Annotated in this window: 17 protein-coding genes; 16 read left to right on the forward strand and 1 reads right to left on the reverse strand. The window is 75.1% G+C overall.

Annotation, left to right across the window (positions count from 1 at the left end):
• Positions 1-27 precede the first annotated feature (27 nt).
• The 5 genes from O4J56_RS09690 (at position 28) to O4J56_RS09710 (ending at position 4,971) form a co-directional block, all read left to right on the forward strand.
• Complete coding sequence (locus tag O4J56_RS09690; RefSeq protein WP_270685300.1) at positions 28-582, forward strand: hypothetical protein; 555 nt, start codon at positions 28-30, stop codon at positions 580-582.
• Between the two features lie 127 nt (positions 583-709).
• A complete protein-coding gene (locus O4J56_RS09695) occupies positions 710-1,846 on the forward strand; it encodes an alpha/beta fold hydrolase (RefSeq protein ID WP_270685302.1) in 1,137 nt (378 codons plus the stop codon).
• A 103-nt stretch (positions 1,847-1,949) separates the two neighbouring features.
• Positions 1,950-2,768, forward strand: a complete 819-nt coding sequence (locus O4J56_RS09700; RefSeq protein ID WP_270685303.1) for an AraC family transcriptional regulator — start codon at positions 1,950-1,952, stop codon at positions 2,766-2,768.
• Positions 2,769-3,109: 341 nt separating this feature from the next.
• A complete protein-coding gene (locus O4J56_RS09705) occupies positions 3,110-3,268 on the forward strand; it encodes a hypothetical protein (protein ID WP_270685304.1) in 159 nt (52 codons plus the stop codon).
• A gap of 215 nt (positions 3,269-3,483) precedes the next feature.
• Positions 3,484-4,971, forward strand: a complete 1,488-nt coding sequence (locus O4J56_RS09710) for an L-lactate permease (RefSeq protein ID WP_270685306.1) — start codon at positions 3,484-3,486, stop codon at positions 4,969-4,971.
• Between the two features lie 35 nt (positions 4,972-5,006).
• Here O4J56_RS09710 and O4J56_RS09715 read toward each other — a convergent pair whose 3' ends face one another.
• Complete coding sequence (locus tag O4J56_RS09715) at positions 5,007-5,480, reverse strand: hypothetical protein (RefSeq protein ID WP_270685308.1); 474 nt, start codon at positions 5,478-5,480, stop codon at positions 5,007-5,009.
• A gap of 233 nt (positions 5,481-5,713) precedes the next feature.
• Between O4J56_RS09715 and O4J56_RS09720 the strand changes: the two genes are divergently transcribed.
• The 11 genes from O4J56_RS09720 (at position 5,714) to O4J56_RS09770 (ending at position 19,136) form a co-directional block, all read left to right on the forward strand.
• Positions 5,714-6,931 (forward strand): sensor histidine kinase, encoded by a 1,218-nt coding sequence (locus O4J56_RS09720; RefSeq protein ID WP_408639100.1) that lies wholly within the window; start codon positions 5,714-5,716, stop codon positions 6,929-6,931.
• Positions 6,928-7,530: a response regulator transcription factor gene (locus O4J56_RS09725; RefSeq protein WP_270685310.1), complete on the forward strand. Its 603-nt coding sequence runs from the start codon at positions 6,928-6,930 to the stop codon at positions 7,528-7,530. Before O4J56_RS09720 ends, O4J56_RS09725 begins: the two co-directional genes overlap by 4 nt.
• A 183-nt stretch (positions 7,531-7,713) precedes the next feature.
• Complete coding sequence (locus O4J56_RS09730) at positions 7,714-9,240, forward strand: FAD-dependent monooxygenase (protein ID WP_270685311.1); 1,527 nt, start codon at positions 7,714-7,716, stop codon at positions 9,238-9,240.
• Between the two features lie 962 nt (positions 9,241-10,202).
• A complete protein-coding gene (locus tag O4J56_RS09735) occupies positions 10,203-11,219 on the forward strand; it encodes a YcaO-like family protein (RefSeq protein ID WP_270685313.1) in 1,017 nt (338 codons plus the stop codon).
• A 23-nt stretch (positions 11,220-11,242) separates the two neighbouring features.
• Entirely contained in the window at positions 11,243-12,463 is a 1,221-nt protein-coding gene (locus O4J56_RS09740; RefSeq protein WP_270685315.1) for a hypothetical protein, read from the forward strand.
• Positions 12,460-13,845, forward strand: coding sequence for an MFS transporter (locus tag O4J56_RS09745; RefSeq protein ID WP_270685317.1), 1,386 nt, complete (start codon positions 12,460-12,462; stop codon positions 13,843-13,845). Before O4J56_RS09740 ends, O4J56_RS09745 begins: the two co-directional genes overlap by 4 nt.
• Complete coding sequence (locus O4J56_RS09750; RefSeq protein ID WP_270685318.1) at positions 13,842-15,461, forward strand: alpha/beta hydrolase; 1,620 nt, start codon at positions 13,842-13,844, stop codon at positions 15,459-15,461. The genes O4J56_RS09745 and O4J56_RS09750 overlap by 4 nt, the downstream gene beginning before the upstream one ends.
• Complete coding sequence (locus O4J56_RS09755; protein WP_270685320.1) at positions 15,458-16,048, forward strand: O-methyltransferase; 591 nt, start codon at positions 15,458-15,460, stop codon at positions 16,046-16,048. The genes O4J56_RS09750 and O4J56_RS09755 overlap by 4 nt, the downstream gene beginning before the upstream one ends.
• Positions 16,049-16,060: 12 nt before the next feature.
• Entirely contained in the window at positions 16,061-17,518 is a 1,458-nt protein-coding gene (locus O4J56_RS09760; RefSeq protein WP_270685321.1) for an FAD-binding oxidoreductase, read from the forward strand.
• Entirely contained in the window at positions 17,515-18,567 is a 1,053-nt protein-coding gene (locus O4J56_RS09765; RefSeq protein WP_270685323.1) for a hypothetical protein, read from the forward strand. The genes O4J56_RS09760 and O4J56_RS09765 overlap by 4 nt, the downstream gene beginning before the upstream one ends.
• Complete coding sequence (locus O4J56_RS09770; protein ID WP_270685324.1) at positions 18,564-19,136, forward strand: flavin reductase family protein; 573 nt, start codon at positions 18,564-18,566, stop codon at positions 19,134-19,136. The genes O4J56_RS09765 and O4J56_RS09770 overlap by 4 nt, the downstream gene beginning before the upstream one ends.
• Positions 19,137-19,283 lie beyond the last annotated feature (147 nt).

Here is a 19,283-nt window from a genome sequence, read left to right on the forward strand (position 1 = left end):
CGGGGTGCCGTCAGAGGAGTGTGGGGAATGCGCGGACTGATCGGATTCCTGCCGTGGATCGCCTACGGCTTCGTCGCCACCGGCGACGAGTGGCGGTGGGGCGGGCTCGTCGGCCTCGGGGCCGCCCTGGTCCTCATCGCCTGGGACCGGGCCCAGGGCCGGGGGTGGGACGAGACCCTGGTCGAGACCACGGCCGCCGTCTTCTTCTCCCTCGTCGTCCTCTACTCGCTCCTGTGGCCCGACTCCGAGCTGCCCCGCTACGGGCCCGCCCTGCTGAACGCGGCCCTGGCGCTCATGGCCTGGGGGTCGCTGGCCCTGCGCACCCCCTTCACGCTCGGCATCGCCCGGACCATGGCGCCCGAGGAGGTCCACGGCACCGCCGCCTTCCGCGCCCTGAACACGGTGATCACCCGATTCTGGGCGGTGTGCTTCACCGCCGCCGCGGCCGCCCTGGCCGTCGTGCTCTACCTCGACCCGTACGCGACGGCGCTCGTCATCGCCATCAAGGCGGCCGCCTTCGCGGTCCCGGTCGTCTTCACCGTCCGGTACCCGAAGGCCGTGCGGCGGCGCCTGCACGCCTGAGGAGCGACAGGGCCGTGCCCCCGGTGTCGACCCGGTCCGCCCGCGGCCCCGTGCACTAGTCTCCGAGCTGTCAGCCGGAACGGTCCCGACACCGTCCAGGCGGCCCGCGATCGCTAGGAGACCGAGCATGCCCGCTGAGATCCCCGCCCGCGCCGCCCGCGAGATGGCCGCCCTGCTGGGAGGGCGCCCCGAGGCCCTGGACGCCCTGGACGCGGTCGCACCCCGCACCGCCGACGCCATGGCCGCCGGGTTCGCCGACGTCCTCAGCGAGAGCGGCCTGGGGCGCGCCGAACGCGAGATCGCCACCCTCGCCGCCCTGATCGCCCTCGGCGACACCGGGCCGCAGCTCGCCGTGCACACCGCCGCCGCGCGCAACGCCGGCGTCGACGACTCCGAGATCGCCCTGCTCGTGCACCACCTGGTGCCCTACGTCGGCTTCCCCCGGGTCCTCCAGGCGGTCGGGGCGATGGGCCTGACCCGTGTGCCGCCCGAGCACGACGTCGACCTCGGCGACCACACCACCCGCGTCACCGACCGCCCGGCCGAAGGGGCGGAGCGGCGCGAGCCCCTCGTCCTGCTGCACGCGCTCGCCCTCGACCGGCGGATGTGGAGCCGCGTCCTGGACCTGCTGCCCGCCGACCGCCGCGTCATCGTCCCCGACCTGCGGGGCCACGGCAGGGCCGCCGACGCCCCGCCGCCCTCCACCCTCCACGGCCACGCCGGCGACCTGGCCGCCCTGCTCGACCGGCTGGAGGTGCCCGCCGCCCAGGTGGCCGGGCTGTCGCTGGGCGGGGCCGTCGCCCAGACGTTCGCCCTCGACCACCCGGGGCGGGTGGCGCGCCTGGACCTGCTGGCCGCCGTCGCCGACCCGAAGGAGGCGTTCGAAGGGCGGGCCCGCAGCGGCGAGGCCGACGGCATGGCCGCGCAGATCGCCCCGACCCTGGCGCGCTGGTTCACCCCGGAGACGCTGGCGGAGAACCCCTGGGCCGTCCGGTACGCACGCGACCGGATCGCGCGCATGGCACCGGCGGACTGGGCCGCGAACCTGCGCGCGCTGGCCACCGTGGACACCCGCGCCCGTCTGGCGGAGATCACCGCGCCGACCCGTGTCGTGGCGGGCGGAGCTGACCTGTCCGTCCCGGCCGACGAGGTGCGGACCATCGCCGACGACATCCCCGGGGCCGAGTACACGGTCATCCCCGGGGCGCCCCACATGATCGCCCTGCAGAACCCCGACGAGCTCGCGGCGGTCCTGGCGCGCTGACCGGCGGGCGTCCCCCCGGGGGTTCGGCGTGTCGGCCCGTCAGACCATCGGAACCGCGGGGTCTCCCGTGGTCCCCCTGGGAGCCGTCTGCGAACATGCGACCGTGGAGACGGGAGGCGAGCACGCGCGGCTGTGGACCGCCGCCGGGAGCGGGCAGGTCGAACTCCTCGCCGCCCGGTTCCGGCGCTTCGCCTTCGACCGGCACAGCCATGAACAGCTCTCCGTCGGCGTCATCGAGCAGGGCGCCGAAGGGCTGCACATGTCCGGCGGCACGGTCGTCATCCCGGCGGGGCAGCTCGTGGTCCTCAACCCCGGCCAGGTGCACACCGGCTTCGCGGCGGGCGACGCAGGCTGGCGGTACCGGATGTTCTACTTCGATACCGGCATGGTCGAGGAGCTGGCCCGAGAGCACCTGGGGACCGGCGACGTCTGGTTCCCCGAGACGGCCGTCTCCGATCCCGGGCTGTTCGCCCGGCTGCGCCGCGTCCACCGCGGGCAGGAGCGGGCCGCCGACGCCCTGACCGCCGAATCGCTGCTGCTCGGCGGCCTGGAGGCGGTGCTGCGCCGCCACGCGCGCAGCGGCCGGGCACACGGGGGCGCCCCGGGCCGGGACGTGCGGCGCGGCCCGGACCTGGCCCGCCAGGTCCTGCACGACCGGTGGACCGAGTCCGTCACCGTCGCCGAACTGAGCGCGGCGGCGGGGATGCCCCGCGCCTCGCTCATCGCCGCGTTCCGCGAGGCGTACGGCCTGCCGCCGCACGCCTACCTGCTGCGGCTGCGCGCCAACCGCGCCCGCCGCCTGCTGCTGTCCGGCCACCGCCCGGCCGAGGTCGCCGCCGCGACGGGCTTCTCCGACCAGGCGCACCTGACACGGGTGTGCAAGCGCTACTTCGGCGTCACCCCCGGCGCCATGCGCGCCTGAGGAGGGCCGGGCCGCCCCCCTCGGCGATGATCTCGACAGAAGTGCTGCCATTCCGGCGGTTTTGACAGCACCCTTGTCGAGATCATCGCCGCGCAGGGGCATACCGGGCCGACGGCCGCAACGAGCGCGGGCGACCACGCACCCACCCGGCCGCGCCGCCCACCCGGACCGCGAGGGGCCGGACGGACGGCAGGCAGGGCCGGGGAACCGCCAGGCTCTGGCCGTCGCCGCCCCGCACCCCGGCCACCCGCCGCCCGGCCGGGGCCCTGAAGCGGGGTACCTGCCCAGCCGCCCGCTCTCACGCCAAAAACGCAGAACTTCAGACCGGCCCGGACGCCGAGGTGAGGGAGTTCGTGCGCTCCCGGGAGGCCGTCAAGGGCCGCCGGGGGGCCTACCGGGTGCTCAAGCGCAAGCTGGTGCGGCAGGTGTTCCGGGCCATGCGCGCCGACAAGGCCGCGCGCACGGCCCGCGAGCAACAAGCACTCTCGTTGGCCGCTTGACATAGAAGCGTCAACGCGGAGCACCTCCGTATATCCGCGCCTTCTCAAAGCGAAGACGTAGGGGGGGCCGTCCGGGCCCCGATGCCCCCTTCGTCGCGACTTTCGTTCAAGACCGGTGACGCCCGGCTCCGCCACCATGCTCGGCGGGCGTGCCCCCCAGGAGCCGGAGGGGCGGACACGGCCGAGAGCACCGATGGACGGGAGGCGGCGGAGCGATGCTGTGGGCGTTGGCGGTGGCCCCGCTGGCCGTGGCGCTGGGAACCATCACCTGGCTGCGCCGCCCCGCGCACTGGGCGGCGGCCGCGGGCGTCGCGGTGGCCGCGGCGGCCGTGTGGGCGGTGCCGGACTTCGCGCTGCCCGCCGGCACGCTGGGGACCAGCGCCGCCGAGGCCGCACTCCTCGTCCTCAACGCGGCCGCGGTCATGGTGCCAGGGGTGTACCTGAGCCAGGTGCTCACCCGGCGCGGGGTGCACCGGTCGCTGCAGGCGTGGGTGAGAGCCCTCCCCCTCCCGGGACCGGCGAAGGCCGCCCTGGTCGTGGCCGGGATCGCGCCCACCGTCGAAGCGCTCACCGGGTTCGGGGTGTCCCTGCTGGTCACCGTGCCCGTGCTGCTCGCCCTGGCGCCGCCGCCGACCGCGCTGCGCCAGGCCATGCTCGGCATGAACATCATGCCGTGGGGGACGCTGGGCCTGGCCACCGTCATCGGCGCCGCCCTGGTCGGGGAACCGGCGTCCACCCTGGGGGCCGCCTCGGCGGTCACCAGCGCCCTGGTCTTCCCGCTGGTCACCGTGTGGGCGGCGCTGCTGGCCCGCCCCCGGCGGCGCGTGCGCGCCGCGGCGGTCGCGGCGGCGGCCGGTGCGACGCTGTCGGGGGCGCTGCTGGTGCTCAACCACCTCGGGGTGGTCCAGCCGGCGGGGGTGCTGGCCGGGCTGGCGACCACGGCCGCCGGGCTCGCCGTGTGCGCCGCGCTCCGGCTCCGGACCGGCGGTGGCGAAGGGGCCGCGGCCCTGCTGCCGCCGCGCGACGTCGTGTACGCCTACGGGCTCGTCCTCGGCGGCATCGCCCTCGCGCGGGCGGCGACGGCCGCCGGAGTGCCGCCCCTCGCCCTCCAGGTGGGAGGCGTGGAGTTCGCGCTCCTGTCGTCGCCGGGGCCGCCGCTGCTGCTGGGCGCCCTGCTCTTGGACCGGGGGAGGCCGCACCGCGCGGACGCCCGGGCCGCGCTGGTGCGCGTCGGGCGGCCCCTGGCTGCGCTGTCCGGATTCGTCGTGCTCAGCAGGGTGATGGCCGACAGCGGCATGGCCGGCGCCCTGGGCAGTGCGGTCGCCGGAGCGCCCGCGCCCGCCGTCGTGCTCGCCGTCCCGGCGCTCGGCATGCTCAGCGGCTTCGTCACGGGGTCGAACGTCGGCGGGAACGCGCTGATGATGCCGCTGCAGGAGCGCCTGGCCCAGGGGGTGCCCGGCCTGGAGGCCTGGGGCGCGGCCCTGCAGAACAGCGCGGCGGGCCACGCGGTGTTCACGGCGCTGCCGATGATCATGCTGGTCCTCGCGGTGGCGGGGGAGCGGGCCGAAGGGCGGGGAGACGGGCCGGACGGCGGGAGGGACGCGGTCCGCGAGCACGACCTGCTGCGCTTCGGCCTGCGGGCGGCGGCCGCGGTCTACGCCGCGCTCGCGCTGACGGCGGCCGCGCTGGCCGCCTTCGGGTGACCGGCCCCGGCGGCCCTCGCCGCGCACGTCGGGGCTCAGCCGGCGAACGTGACGCCGACGGCGGCGAGGCCGCCCAGCGCGACTCCCCAGAGGATGATCGAGACCGTCTGCCAGAAGATCACCGCGTTGCGGGACGCGCCGAAGGAGACGGTGGCCGCCGAGGTGATCTGGCTCGGCAGGGCCAGCGGGCCCAGAAGGGCCACCCCGGCGACGCCGAAGCGGTCGAAGCGCTGCTTGAGCTTCGCGCGGCGGGGCGAGAGCGGCCGGTCGGGGCGGGAACCGCGCACCCGGGAGCGGATCCCGTGGGACGTGTAGACCGCCACCAGCATCGAGGCCACGTTCCCGAGGATGGCCGCAGGGATGGCGACCACCGGCGGGAGGCCGGCCACGACGCCGATCACCGAGCCCGTGTACGACTCGATGAAGGGGATCACGCCCAGTCCGATCACCGCGATCCACTGCACCGCGGGCGGGAGGGAGTCGGTGAAGGCCTGGAGCTCTGCGTACATCGGTGGCGCCTCTCTCATTCGCTGGGGTGCGCGTCCGGCCGCCGAAAGCGGCCGCACGGCGCCGAGTCGGGGACGCGGTACCGGGGCGGCGCCGCGTGCAGAGCCACAGTCGCCCATCGGGGCGGTCGCTGTGCAGTGCGATTTCGTCAGCTCTTCTCCCTGATGTTCGTCATGGGTGCACCCATGACATGGCGTCACTGGCGGCGGCGGTGGCCCGGCGGGAGACTGATCGGGTGCGCCCCGCAGCCCTGGCCTGGGCCCGGGCGGCGCAGGGGCGGGCCAGACGGGATCCGGTGGTGGAGGGGGACCGAGTGGGGGACGGGCGGACCGGCGAGACCGGGAGCAGGCTGCGCCTGCTCAGCCTGAGGACCGTCATGGGCTCGATATCCGCGGTCGGCGCGCTGCTCGTGGCGATAGACGCCGGGTCGTGGCAGGTCGCGGTGCTCCTCGCCGCCGGTCTGGTGACGGCCCTGCTGGTGGCCAAGCGGTGGGCCGTGGGCCGCTACTCGCCGCTCGCGCTCCTCGCCCTGGCCGTGACGGCGGCCGTGTGGCCGGCCGCGGCGATCGCGGCGGACGCGCCGACGGGGATCTACGCCTTCGCCGTCGTGGCGACCGTCATCGCCTTCGAGGTGCCGCGCCTCCGGTGGGCACTGGTCGCGGGCACGGCCGCATCGATCGCCGCCATCGTCGCGGTGAGACCGGCGGTGATGGGCGACGACGCGGTGGATGTGCTCCTTCGCCATGGCGTCGTCGCGCTGTGCATCGCCACGCCCGGCGTCGTCCTCACGGTCCTGGCCTACGCCGTCCACGAAGTGATCGGGGAGCTCGAGCGCGCGCAGGAGCGCGACGCCGAGCTGGCGGTCATGCGGGAGCGGGTGCGCTTCGCCGGGGACCTGCACGACATCCAGGGGCACACGCTGCACGTGGTCAGGCTGAAGGTCGCCCTGGCGAAGAGGCTGCTGGAGGACGGCCACGGCGACCCGGCGCGCGCCGGGGAGGAGCTGGACGAGGTGCACGGGCTCGTCGGGGACACGATCGCGCGGACCAAGGAGCTCGCCTACGCACAGCGGCGGCTGAACTTCTCCGCGGAGCTGGAGAACGCGAAGAACCTCTTCGAGGCGGCGGGCATCCGGGTCGAGGTGGAGCGGACGGGGGAGGTCGGTGCGCGCGCGGGGGAGATGCTGGGACAGGTCCTCAGGGAGGCGACCACCAACATCCTGCGCCATGCGGAGGCCGGACACGTATGGATCACCGTCTCGGAGGCGGGGCTCACGGTCGCCAATGACGGGGTGGACGGCGGGGGGACGGCGGCACTGGGCGGGCTCGCCGTCCTGCGCGATCGCCTGGCCGCCGAAGGGGGAGAACTGACGGTGGAGCAGGAGGACGGGGTGTTCCGGACGGCCGCGGCGTTTCCGGGAGCTCTCGCACAGGGGAGGACGACCGACCGATGATCACCGTGGTGCTGGCCGACGACGAGGCGCTCCTCCGGAAGGCGCTGGCCGCCCTGCTCCCGATGGACGGCGGGATCACCGTGCTGGCCGAGGCGGAGGACGGGGAGGAGGCGGTCGCGGCGACGCTGAGGCACCGGCCGGACGTGCTCGTGATCGACCTGGAGATGCCCGGGACGGACGGATTGGGTGCCGTGTCGGCGGTGCGCAGGGAGCTGCCCGAACAGGCGGTGCTGATGCTGACGAGGCACGCGCGGCCGGGGGTGCTCCGCAAGGCGCTGAAGCTGGGCGTGCAGGGGTTCGTGAGCAAGTCGGCGGAACCGGGGCACATCGCGACGGTGATCGGCGCCCTGCATGAGGGGAAGCGGTGGATCGACCCGGATGTGTCGGCGCTGGCGGTGATCGACGACTGCCCGCTGACGGACCGGGAGATCGACGTGCTGAGGGAGACGCGGGACGGCTACTCGGCGGCGGACACGGCGGCGAGACTCCACCTGGCCGAGGGGACGGTGCGGAACTACCTGTCGAACGCGATGCAGAAGACCCAGACCCGCACCCGCCACGAGGCGGCCCGCTATGCACGCGAGCACGATTGGTTGTAGGTGTGTGTTCGAGGAAGCGGAGTGGTTTGAAACAAGCAGTTGCTCGAGAAATCGCCCCAGTTCAGCGAGCCTGCTCCCCGCGCAGGCGGGGATGAATCGCCTCTGCATGACCACGCGATGCCGACGGCTCCACCCTCCTCGTTACCCTCCCCGTAAGGGGAGACTGCGGGCGAGGGGGAGCCGGTGTCCTCAGTACTGATTGTCGGGGCCGGGCCCACAGGGCTCGCTCTCGCCTGTGGTCTGCTCGTCGCCGGTGTGGACGTTCGGATCGTCGACGCCGCCGACGCCCCCGCCACCACCTCCCGCGCCCTCGGGCTGCAACCCCGCGGCGTCGAGGTGCTGGACCGCCTGGGCGCCCTGGGCGACCTCCCCGAGCGCTCGGTTCACATGGCCGGGACCATCGTCCACGTCCACGGCAAGGAGAAGCTGCGCCTCGCGGTCCCGGCCGGCGTCGTGCTGGGCGGTCGCAGCGCGCTGGTCATCCCCCAGTCCGAGATCGAGGCCCGGTTGCGCGAACGAGTCACCCAGCTGGGCGGGCACATTGAATGGGGCCGCGCCGTCACCGGCATCGTGCAGGACACCAACGCCGCGCGCGTGGCGTTCGCCGACGGCCTCACCACCCACGCCGACTGGGTCGCGGCCTGCGACGGCGCGGGCAGCCGGGTCCGACACGCCGTCGGCATCCCCCTGCTCGGGGAGACCGCCCCCGAACGCTTCCTCCTGGCCGATGTGCGTGTCGCCCTCCCGGTCGAACCGGGCTTCGCGTCCATGTGGGCCGCCGAAGGCGGTTCCCTGGCCGCGATCCCGTTGCCCGGCGACGACCTGTGGAGGCTGATGGCGCCGCTCCCTGAGAACGAGCCCGATGACCCGCCCGCCGAACGGATCGCCGGACTGCTCGACGGCATGCTGCGCCGACGGACCGGAATGGTGCTCCCCTCCGGAGACGACGTCCTGTGGACATCGTCGTTCCGCATACACCGCCGACTCAGTGACTCCTACCGGCGGCACCGCGTCCTCCTGGCCGGGGACGCCGCGCACATCAACAGCCCCGTGGGCGGCCAGGGCATGAACACCGGACTCGGCGACGCGGAGAACCTCGCCTGGAAGCTTGCCCTGGTGGCGCAGGGACAGGCCTCCACGGACCTGCTCGACACCTACGAGGCCGAGCGCCGACCGGTCGCCGAGAAGGTGGTTCGGTCGGTTGGCGGCGTCGACCGGCTGCTGCTGAGCACCCACCCCGCGATCGCGTTCCTACGTGAGCACGTGCTCTACCCGCTGGTGAACAGGCCCGCAGTGCAACGCCGTGTGTGGCGGACCGCGTCCCAGCTCGGCATCAGCTATCGCAAGGGTCCGCTCGCGCGGGGCGCCGGTGGCCGGGTCGGCGGCCGGAGGCCTGGCGACCGGATGCCCGACCGGAGCTGCCGCCGCGCCGACGGGGCCGGGGACACCCGGCTGTACGCGGAGCTCGGCGGAGCGTGGGCGCTGCTCACCGGAGACCCCCGTCGGGCGGTGGCCGGCGCGGACGGACTCCGCCTGCGCCTCGGAGCCGGGCGCCTCACCGTCCTCGTTGTTGCCGACCAGCCCGCCGACCGCCTCGTCCTGGTCCGCCCTGACGGCCACATCGCCTGGCAGGGCGGGGTGCGCGGCTCCCCGGAGCGCTGGCTCGACACGATCCTGCACCACGCCCCGCCGGACCGATTGCAGGGCTGACCGGGATCGGGCGGCATCCCCTTCGGAGCGGAGGGCGACCGTGGAACGGCGCCCCGCCCCGCGCGGACCGGAGGAGTGAATGCAGCCTATCCGGAATTCATATTTTTCAAGAATGTGCCAGGTGGGGGCGGGTGGGTGGCGCGTGGAAGTAAATGAGGAAACCTTTTCAGGTATTCGGGTTCGCTGGGAAGTGATCTTGGCCGGGTCGGGAGGTATCTCTCGGCCTCGCTTTTCGCAATGGATTCAAGTGAGGATCGAATTGTGCAGGGGAGGGGGAGATCGTGACGCATCGTAATGGATCCTGGATGGTGCGTATGGTCGGAGGTCTGGTCGGCCATTCCCTGCTTCCTGCGTTCGCACCCAGCTTTGCCAGGAGTTTCTCGCGCTCGGCGATCGTGATGTCACGGAGGGGGGTCGGCCGTTGGTCCGAATAGTGGAATGGTCCGTGCCGGGCTGTCCCGAATCGGTCACCGTCGTTGACGCGCCATTACGGGCGCGGCTAGCTTGTCCATGCGCCTCACAGGGAAAGCGAATTGGGTTCGCATTCCCGGCGGAGGTGTGGGCTGAATGCGCGGCCCGGATCGGGGCGGCTGAATTCTCCTGGGATCGACTCTGTCATTCACCGGGGGCGTCCCGGCGCTGGACCCGTGCATCCGGCCGGACGAAGAGAATCCACACGAATCGAATGAGGTGAACCGCGATGCAGGAGACCGTTGAGAGCACCATGGAGTTCGACTGGGACCTGGGCGTTCAGGAGGACGACCAGGACTACCCGGTGCTGCTGTGCACCGACTACATGGCCTAAGGCCGGTCGGACGGGGCCGACGCACCACGCCTAGCGCACAGCGGCCGGCCCCTCGGTGAACAGGTGGGGGCTGGGCGGCGTGCTGGTACCACGCCTCCGGCTCCCACCCCGTCCCCGCACCGACACATCCAGAATCGCGCATGCCCGGAGAGTCGATGTGAAGACCTGGCCGATCCTAGCAGGCACACTTTTCCTCGCCACCCACCGCGGCCCCGCCGAGACGGCCGTGGGCGGCGCCTGCGACACCGACCCCGAGCGGGCCGCCGCACGCGCCGAGGCCGAGTACACCGAGCGCACCGCGCTGATCGAGAACGGTCCCGGCCTCCTTCGACGGCGCGCGGACCTCCTCGGTGGCGGCGTGCCCACCATCGCGCCCGTCCCCGCCCTTGACGACGAGGAATGGTGGCTGCCCGGAACCGCCCTCGGCGGCGCCGGGCCCCCGCGCCCCGCCGCGGTCCCCGCCATCACCTCCCTGCTGAAGTGGACCGACGGCCGCCCGCTGCGGTGGAAACAGTCCTCGGTCGGCACCGCGGCCCACCCCGACCCCGCCGTCGCCGCTGAGACCGCCCTGCTGGAGACCCTCGAACGGCACGCCGTACGGCGGGTGTGGCACGGGACCGCGCGGCTGGAAGCGGTTGACGCGCACCTGGAGCCGGCGCTCCCCGAAGGCGTCCGCGCCGAGCTCGACCGCGCCGGCCTGGCCGTGCGCGTGTGGCGCATCCACGACGACCTGCCGGTAAGCGCCGTCCTGGCCGCCGTGCTGCGCCGGGACAAGGAGCAGATTACCTTCGGCGCCTGCGCCCGGCGGGCCGCGGACCTGCGCCCGGCGGTCCGGCACGCCGTGTGCGAGGCGGTGAGCGTGCGCGCGGCCCTCGCCAACGCCTCGTCGGACCCCGCCGAGGTCGCCCGGCCCCGGGAGATGGCCCGCCGCCAGAACGACTTCCTGGACCACCTCTCCGCCATGGAGGTGCCGGTCGCCCACCCCGCGGACCCCGCCGCCACCGCCGACCTGGGGGCGGCGGTGGCGCGGCGCTTCGGCGCCGACCCCGTCGCCGCCGACCTGTCCCCCCGTGAGGGACCGCCGGTCGTCCGCGTGGTCATCCCCCACCCGGAGTTTCTCCTTCCCGCGGACAGCGAGAGCCGCTACGCCCTCTCGCCCGGCTACATCGAGTAAGACCACGTACGAGGGGCACCACGATGACCCGAACACTGCACGCACCGCGCGGCCCCCTGCCCCGGTACGAGCGCGACCCCGCCACCCCGCTGCGCGCCGTCCGCGCCGGTGACCGGTTCGCCGGGGACGCCAAGCACCGCCGCGCGGTCTGGGCCTACTACCTGGGGGACCTGTCCCCCTCCCCGCAGACGGTGCCGATGGCCACCCGCTGGCTGGCGGTCGTCGAGGACATGGCCGCGGGCGTCACGCCGGTGCAGCGGCTGGTCCCCGGATCCTTCTACCCGGCGGGGTTCCGGGAGCAGGTGGCCGCCGGGTGCGGCCTGGCCGACGCCCCCTCCGCGGCGGCGGACGGCGGCGACGGTGACGCGCCCGGCGGCCTCACGGGCGCCCTCGACCGCGCCTCCGAGGCCGCGACCGACGAGCTCGTTCTCGCCGCGACCTCCCTCAACCTGCAGTCGCGCTACCGCACGGTCGTGCGGCGGCTCGGCGCGACCGCGCGCGAACGCCGCGACCGCCTCCTGTACATCGAGGTGCTGCGGGCCGCCTACAGCGCCTCCCGCAGCTCCGAGGAGGCGGCGGCGCACTTCGCCAAGGTCGCCGACAGCGGTGCCTGGCCCCCGCTGTTCCGCCTCGGCGCCGCCGTCCGCCTCATCGCCCACTACAGCCGCAGCACCAAGGACGCCGAGTCCCGCACCCGGTGGGTGGACTTCGGAGAACGGGTACTGCGCGAGTCCGGCGAGGACACCTTCGAGTGGAACCTCTACCGGAGCCACCTGGACCGCGCCGTCGCCCTCCACGACTGGATGCGCGGCGAACGCGACGCCGCCCACGACCGCCTGGACACCGCCCGCCGGATCGCCGCCGAGCTCCAAGCCGTCGCCGCCACCCCGGCCTGGCACCTGGCGGCCCTGCACGCCGAACGGCTCGTTCTGGAGGCCGCGCTCAAGGCCTTCCTCTACGGGCGCACCGTCGAACGCGCCGCGGAGGCGGAGGAGACCGCCGACAGGATCGCGGCCATCGACCCCGCCGACCCCTACGCCAACCTCGTCGCGGGCGACACCTTCTGGGCCCTGGGCGACGACGGGCGCGCCGTCCGGTGCTTCACCCGCGCCGCCGCCGCCGGAACCCTGGCGGGCGCCTACGCCGCGCACCGCGCCGCAGGCGCCCTGGAGGAGCTGGGCCGCGGCGGCGAGGCCGGGGCCTGGCGCCAGCGGGCGCGCGAGCTGGACCCCGAGGCGCCATGAGGTCCCCGCTGCGCAAGGCGGCGTCGGGCGCCGACGCGTCGGGCCCGGCCGCCCCTACCGCCCGTGAGCTGCGCCGCCGCCACCCCGCCCTGCGGTCGGCCTGGTGGGGCGCGGGGTTCGCGCTGACCGGGACCGAGACGTTCGAAGTCCTCGTCCTGATGCTGACCACCGCCGCCTACGGCGCGGTGCTGTCGGTGGGCGCGCTGGGGTTCGCGCTGCGGATCGCCCCGATGCTCCTCGCGCCCGCCCTGACGGCCGCGCTCGACCGCAGACCCGAGCGCCGGGCCCGCTTCGCCCGCCTCACCGTCCCGGCCCGGGCCGTCGGAATCGGCCTGTTCGCGGCCGTGCTGCTGCTGCCCGGAGCGCCCTCGTGGATCCTGTACGTGCTCGTCGGAGCCGTCTCCGCGCTGGATACCGCCTACCTGTCGGCCACCCGGGCGACCCTGCCGCGGATCCTGGAGGACGCGGAGGAGCCGGGCGTCCTGGGGCGGGCGAACGCGATGCTGGTCGTCCAGTGGAACACGCTGCAGATCCTGGTGCCCCCGGCCGTGGTCTGGGTGCTGCAGGCGACGGGGGTGTCCGTCGTGGTCGCGGTGGCGGTGGCCCTGCTGCTCGCCGCGTTCGCCCTGCTCGGGCGCTACGAGCGGGCCTACCCGGCCGACGCGGGCCCCGAGTCAGCCTCCCCGCCCGACCCCTTCTGGAACCGCTTCACCGCGGGGTTCCGCGCGATCCGGGGCGACGCGGTGGCGCGCGCCGTCGTCGTGTCCGGGGCCGCCGGGCAGGGGGCGATCTTCACCTTCTCGGTCGCCGTCCCCCAGGTGGTGGACCCCGCGGAGGTCGGCATCACCCTGAGCGCCCTCGCGGTGGGATCGATCGTGGGGGCACGCCTGGCGTCCCGCGCCGAGCGCCCCGCCGCCCAGTACGCCGCGCTCGCCGGCGCGACCGCCGCCCTCGGCGGCTCCCTGGCCGCCTTCGCGCTGTCCGCGCACCCGGCCGTGGTGCTGTCCGCCGCCCTGGCGGCGGGGGCGTGCGCCGGAGCGGCCGCAGTGGCGCGCACGACCCTGCTCCAACGGCGGTTCGCCGACGCCCGCCTCGGCGGGGTCGTGGTGTCGGCGATGGTCCTCGGGCAGGTACTGATGCCCTTCCTGCCGCAGGCCTGGGACCTGATCGCCGAACGCGCCGCCGCCGGCTGGGCGTTCGTGCTCCTGGCCGCTCTGCAGTTCGCGGCCCTGGCGTTCATCGCGCTGGGCCTGCGCCCCGGCGGCGCCGCCCGCGCGGCCCTGCGCGAGGCGGCCGGCGGAGGGGACGACGGCGGCCTGGAACCGCGGGCCCGTTCCCAGGACGGGCGGACCGGCGACCCGACACGAGGAGGCGACGAATGACCACGCTGCATCCGGCCCCCGAGCACCACCAGGGGTTCGCCCGCCTGCCCCGGCGCTCCGGGGCCGTGGTGGAGGGCCTGCCCCGGCCCTTCACCGAAGCCCTCATCGACCACCCCCCGAACTCGGTGGCCTGGTGGCGCGGCCGCTGGGTCGTCTCGGCCACCGCGTGGGGCGGCCGTGACCTGGCCGCCGCCGTGCCCGGCGGGGCCTGGGAGACCGTGGCCGCACCCCCGGGCTGGGCCCGCCGCCCTATGACCGGCGACTCTGGCGACGCACTGAGTTGCCTGCTCCACGATCCGTCCGAGGACGGCGGCGAGCAGATCGCCCTGGGCCCCGACGGGTGGTCCACGCTGCGCGGCGGAGTGGAGCTGGGCACCGTCGCCGACTGGAACGGAGCCGACCTGGCCGTGCACGACCCCGTCCACCGGCACGCCTCGGCCCTCGGCCCGAACGGGGCCTTGCTGTCCGTGGCCGACGGGCGGCTGCGCGGCGGCACCGGTGCCGGACGGTGGTCGGTGCCCCTGCCGCCCGGCTGCACCGTCAGCCTCATCTCCTGCTCGCCCGGCCGCGCGCACGCGCTGGTCGTGGTCCGCAACCGCTCCGACTTCCAGACGCACGTCTTCCGCACCGCCGACGGCACGAGCGCGGGACCGCACTCCCTACGCGAGGTGCTGCAGCCCGTCGCGGCCTGGATCGATGAGCACCGGGCCGTCCTCGTGCGCGAGCGGTGGCCCCGCCTGGAGCCTGTCGTGTGGAACTGGGCGACCGGGGAGTGCGAGCCGGTGTGGGAGGCGGGTGCGCTGGGCACCGTCCGCTCGCTCGCCGCCTCCCCCGACGGGGACGTCGCCTACGCCGCCTCCACCCCGTGGGTGCCTCGCAACCTCTTTCCCCTTGACGCACCCGCCCCCGGCGCCGACCCCGAACGGGCCCAGGTGCGCACCGAGGTCGTGGACAACGCGGGCCAGCCCGTGCCCTGTGTGGTGCACGACCCGCCGACTGCTCCGCGGGCGACCTGCCTGGTGTTCCCCGGCGGGCCGCACGAGCCGGTGTGGTCCGAGTACGCCCCGCTGGTGGACGTGCTGTCCGCCGCAGGGTGGCGGGTGGTCAAGGTGAACGTGCGCTCCAGCGGGCTGCGCGAGGCGCGCTTCCGGCCCCGCTCCGCCTTCCGGTACGGCGTCGACGACGTCGCCGACGCCTGCGCCGCCGCCCGCGCGCTCGCCGCCGGGCCGGTGGTCTCCCTGGGCATGAGCTACGGCGGGTCGATCGCCTCGGCCTGCGCCGGAACGCTGCCCGAGGCCGTCGGCGCCGTGGTGCTGGCCGGGTTCGTCAGCCCCTGCGACGTCGCCGACAGCCGCTACGGCCCCGTCCGCGAGTTCGCCGCGTTCGCCTTCGGGGAGCGGCTCGGTGACCGTCCGCGCCGCCTCGGCACCCCCCACTTCATCGCCCACGGAGAGAAGGACGACAGGATCCCCGTCGCGTCCCTGGAGCACTACCGCCACCACGACGGCGCGGACCTCCTCCGCCTGCCGGGCGAGGGCCACGGGATCCACACCGACAGCGCCGCTCGCGCTGTCTACCCCGCGATGCTGCACTGGATGGAAGGCGTGATCTCGTGACACAGGCAGTGCACAGCGACATGGCCGGGATCGTTCCGCCCCGGGTGATCGAGGCCGAGGAGTGCGCCCGGCGCGAGGACTACGAGCTGTCCAGTTCCCGCGAGACCGGGGCGCTGCTGCGGGTGCTCGCCGCGAGCAAGCCCGGCGGCCGCATCCTGGAACTGGGTACCGGTGTGGGCGTCGGCGCCGCGTGGATCCTCGACGGCATGACCCCCGACGCCCGTCTGGACACCGTGGAGGTCCACGAGGAGGCGTGCGCGTTCGCCAGCGGCATCCTGGCCGGAGACGAACGCGTCGAGGTGCACTGCGCCGACACCCGGGAGTGGATGCGCGCCAATGCCGGCGCCGGGTACGACCTCATCTTCGCCGACGCCGGGCACCCCAAGTTCTACGAGCGGGACCTGACCGTCGGACTCCTCGCCCCCGGCGGCATCCTCCTCGCCGACGACCTGCTGCCTCAGCCCAAGTGGGTGGACGAGCACCCGCGGCTGGTGGGGGAGTTCCGCAGCACCATCCATGAGGACGAGCGGCTCGCCACCGTCATGGTGGACTGGGCGTCCGGCCTGGCGCTGTCGGTGCGCCGGTAGGCGGGGCGGCAGATGACCGGAGCAGCCTCCCCTGCGGGCCGGGCCCACACCGCACCCGCCCCCACCGCCGCACCAGCCGCCCGCGGCGCCTCCGGCGGCCGTGACGGGCTGGACGGCCGCGCGGCGGCGCGGCTCCTCGCACCGCTCGCCGACCGGGTCCACCGCCCTGGCGACCCCGCCTATCGGGATGCCCTGCGGCTGTGGAACACCCGGACCGCCGCCGAGCCCGCCGCGGTGGTGCGCCCCGCCACGGCCGATGAGGCCGCCCGCGCCGTGCTGGCGGCGCGCGAGGCGGGCCTGGAGCCCTCCGTCCGCGGCGGCGGCCACCACGTCGCGGGCGGCGCGGTCCGCACCGACGGCGTGGTCGTCGACATGCGCGGCCTCGACCGGGTCGTGCTGGACCCGGGCACCGGCCGGGTCACCGCTGGCGCCGGGGCCACCTGGCGCGACGTCGCGGCGGCCACCGTCCCGTACGGACGGGCCGTCCCGACCGGCAACGCGCCTTCGACGGGCGTAGTGGGCGTCGCGCTCGGCGGCGGCATCGGCGTGTTCACCCGGGCCTGGGGGCTCACCTGCGACCGGGTGGTGCGGGTCGGGCTGGTGGACCCCGAGGGGCGCCGCCGCGACGTGGGCCCCGACCGGGACCCTGACCTGTTCTGGCTCGCCCGCGGGGCCGGGCGCGGCATCGGGGTGGTGACCGAGATCGAGTTCGACACCCGCCCCGTCGCCCCCGAGATCGCCACCGCCCAGGCCTTCTACCCGCTCTCGGACGCCGTCGACGTGCTCGAAGCCTTCGCCCGCGCCGTGGGGGCGAGCCCCGACCAGGTGAGCCCGCAGGCCACCCTCCGCCGTCTCCCCGACTCAGCCGGCCTCCCGCCCGCCCTGCGCGGGCGGTGGCTGGTGGCCGTCGGAGCGGCCTACGCCGGGCCGCCCCACGAGGCCGGCCCCGTCCTGGAGCCGTTCCGGCGCCTGGGCGAACCCGTGGCCGACCTCAGTGGCGACCACCCGGTCCAGGAACCCGCCCAGCCGTGGCGCAGCACCCTGCGCGCCCACTCCTTCGGGGCGTTCCTCGACGCGCTCGGCCCGGCGACGGTGCGCACCATTGCCGCCGCCTTCGGCGGGGGCCGCCCGCCAGGGGCGTCCGTGACCCTGCGCAGCATGGGTGGGGCCGCGGCCGAGGCCGACGACGACGCCACCGCCTTCGCCCACCGGCGCGCGCGCTTCCTCCTCACCGCCCAGGCGGAGTGGGACGATCCCCGTGACGACGAGGCGTGCACCGCCTGGTGCGAGGCACTGGAGCGCTCCGTGCGCAGCGAAGGGGCCACGGGCGTCTACGGCAACTTCTGCGCCGACCTGGAGGGCTTCGCCGCCCGGCGGGCCGACGCCTACGGCGCGACCGACCGGATCGACGCGATCCTGCGGCGGCACGACCCCGACGGGGTTTTCCGGGGGATGGCGATGCGGCCGTGAACGGGTCGAGCGCCCCCGGGACGAGCCGGGGACACGGTCCCGCGCACCGCCCGAGCGGCCGTCCGGACGTGCTGGTCTGCCGGATCAGGAGCGCGACCACCGCAGGCCGGACCGGCGCGGCCGCGCGGCTGGCCGCCCGCCTGGCCGAAGCGGCGCCCGAGGTGCAGGGCTGGTGCGACTACGTCGCTGCGGGCTGTCGCAGTCTGGAGGGCGACCCGCAGGCGGCGCTGGCGATGTTGGACCGCAGCGAGCAGGACGGTGGCTGGTGGGCCGACGCCCTGCTGGACGATGCCTCCCTGCGCCCGGTATGGGAGCTGCCCGGCGCGCCGGAGCTGCGCGAACGCGTGGCGCGGCGGTACGCGCCGGTCGCCGCGGCGGCGAGGCCGCGCCGCGTCTGGCTTCAGCGGCCCGAACGGCCGCAGGCCGCCGTCGTCGCCCTGCACGGCAACGGCCCCCTGCCCATCGGCCTCCTGGCCCGGCTATGGCGGGAGCTGCCCGGCGTCGCCGTCCTCGCCGTGCGGTCGGGCGCCCTCATCGCGCCGGACGTGGCCGTGTGGCGCGGCGGGGAGGAGGCGGTGCGCACGGTGTCCGAAGGCGTGGACGAGGCACGCGGCGCGGTGCCGCAGGCGCCCCTGGCGGTGGTCGGGCTCGGCGCGGGTGCGGGGCTCGCAAGCCGGGTCGCCGTGCGGCGCTCCGGAGCGGTCGCCGGTGCGGTGGCGGTCGCCCCGGTCCTGCCCGCGCAGGGGCCGTACCCGGACGCCGAGGCGGACGCCTCGCGGCCCGCGCCGCGGGTCCTGGTCCTCGGCGACGGAGAGGACGGCTCGCAGGCCGGGATCGACGGCTACGCGGACTGGGCACGCGGCCGCGGCGTCGACGTACGGATGTGGCACCGTCCGGGGCTCGGGCACGCCTTCCCCGCCGAGTTCGGGCCGGACATGGGGGAGGCGCTCCGCCTGGTCCTGGAAGGGGCCCCAGCATCGGCGGACCGGGCGGCGGGCGGGACGGGGCTCCAGGGTGCCTTTGGACCCGGAACGGAGGCGAGCGGATGAGCGAACGGACGTGGACGGCACCGCCGCAGACCACAGCGCTGCCGGGCCAGGGTCCGGATGCCCGGCCGAATGGAGGCGGGAAGGCGGACGCCGACCGGTTCAAGCGCGTGTTCCGGCATCACCCGGCGGGCGTGGCGGTGGTCACCTTCCGCACCCGGGCAGGACCGGCGGGCTTCACGGCCACGTCGGTGATCTCGGTGTCGGCGGACCCGCCGGTGCTCGCCTTCTCGGTGGCGAGCGGCACGTCCGCCCACGCGCTGGTGCGGACCGTGCCCCGCGTCGCGGTGAACCTGCTGGCCGAGGACCAGGCGGAGCTGGCCCGGCGGTTCGCCGCCCACGGCGCCGATCGGTTCGCCGGGTGTCCCTGGCGGGAGCTTCCCACGGGCGAGCCGGTGCTGAGCGGTACGGTTTCCTGGCTGAGCGGGTCGCTCCTGGGCTTGGTAGAGGCGGGTTCGAGCCTGATCGCGACCGTAGAGGTGCACGAGGCCCACCGGAACCGCCCGGCCAGGCCGCTGGTCTATGCCGACCGCACCTTCCGCACCCTCGGAGGCGAGGCGCGAACACACTGAATGGAGCCATTGGACGGCCTATGGCATGATGTCCGCTGCGGGGCCGGATAGCCAGAGAAGAACATGCGCGATCGCACTGGGCTAGTCGGGTGCGTGACATACCAATCTCGCGTGTCGCCCCGCTCTTGACCAGCGAAAATGCTGGAG

The sequence above is a fragment of the Nocardiopsis endophytica genome, from assembly GCF_027706725.1.
Taxonomy (GTDB): domain Bacteria; phylum Actinomycetota; class Actinomycetes; order Streptosporangiales; family Streptosporangiaceae; genus Nocardiopsis_A; species Nocardiopsis_A endophytica.

What these genes read in the sequence shown, in the direction of transcription:
- O4J56_RS09690 (WP_270685300.1), top strand. Translation starts at nt 28, where the DNA reads ATGCGCGGACTGATCGGATTCCTGCCGTGGATCGCCTACGGCTTCGTC.
- O4J56_RS09695 (WP_270685302.1), top strand. Translation starts at nt 710, where the DNA reads ATGCCCGCTGAGATCCCCGCCCGCGCCGCCCGCGAGATGGCCGCCCTG.
- O4J56_RS09710 (WP_270685306.1), top strand. Translation starts at nt 3,484, where the DNA reads ATGCTGTGGGCGTTGGCGGTGGCCCCGCTGGCCGTGGCGCTGGGAACC.
- O4J56_RS09715 (WP_270685308.1), bottom strand. Translation starts at nt 5,480, where the DNA reads ATGTACGCAGAGCTCCAGGCCTTCACCGACTCCCTCCCGCCCGCGGTG.
- O4J56_RS09725 (WP_270685310.1), top strand. Translation starts at nt 6,928, where the DNA reads ATGATCACCGTGGTGCTGGCCGACGACGAGGCGCTCCTCCGGAAGGCG.
- O4J56_RS09740 (WP_270685315.1), top strand. Translation starts at nt 11,243, where the DNA reads ATGACCCGAACACTGCACGCACCGCGCGGCCCCCTGCCCCGGTACGAG.
- O4J56_RS09745 (WP_270685317.1), top strand. Translation starts at nt 12,460, where the DNA reads ATGAGGTCCCCGCTGCGCAAGGCGGCGTCGGGCGCCGACGCGTCGGGC.
- O4J56_RS09750 (WP_270685318.1), top strand. Translation starts at nt 13,842, where the DNA reads ATGACCACGCTGCATCCGGCCCCCGAGCACCACCAGGGGTTCGCCCGC.
- O4J56_RS09760 (WP_270685321.1), top strand. Translation starts at nt 16,061, where the DNA reads ATGACCGGAGCAGCCTCCCCTGCGGGCCGGGCCCACACCGCACCCGCC.
- O4J56_RS09770 (WP_270685324.1), top strand. Translation starts at nt 18,564, where the DNA reads ATGAGCGAACGGACGTGGACGGCACCGCCGCAGACCACAGCGCTGCCG.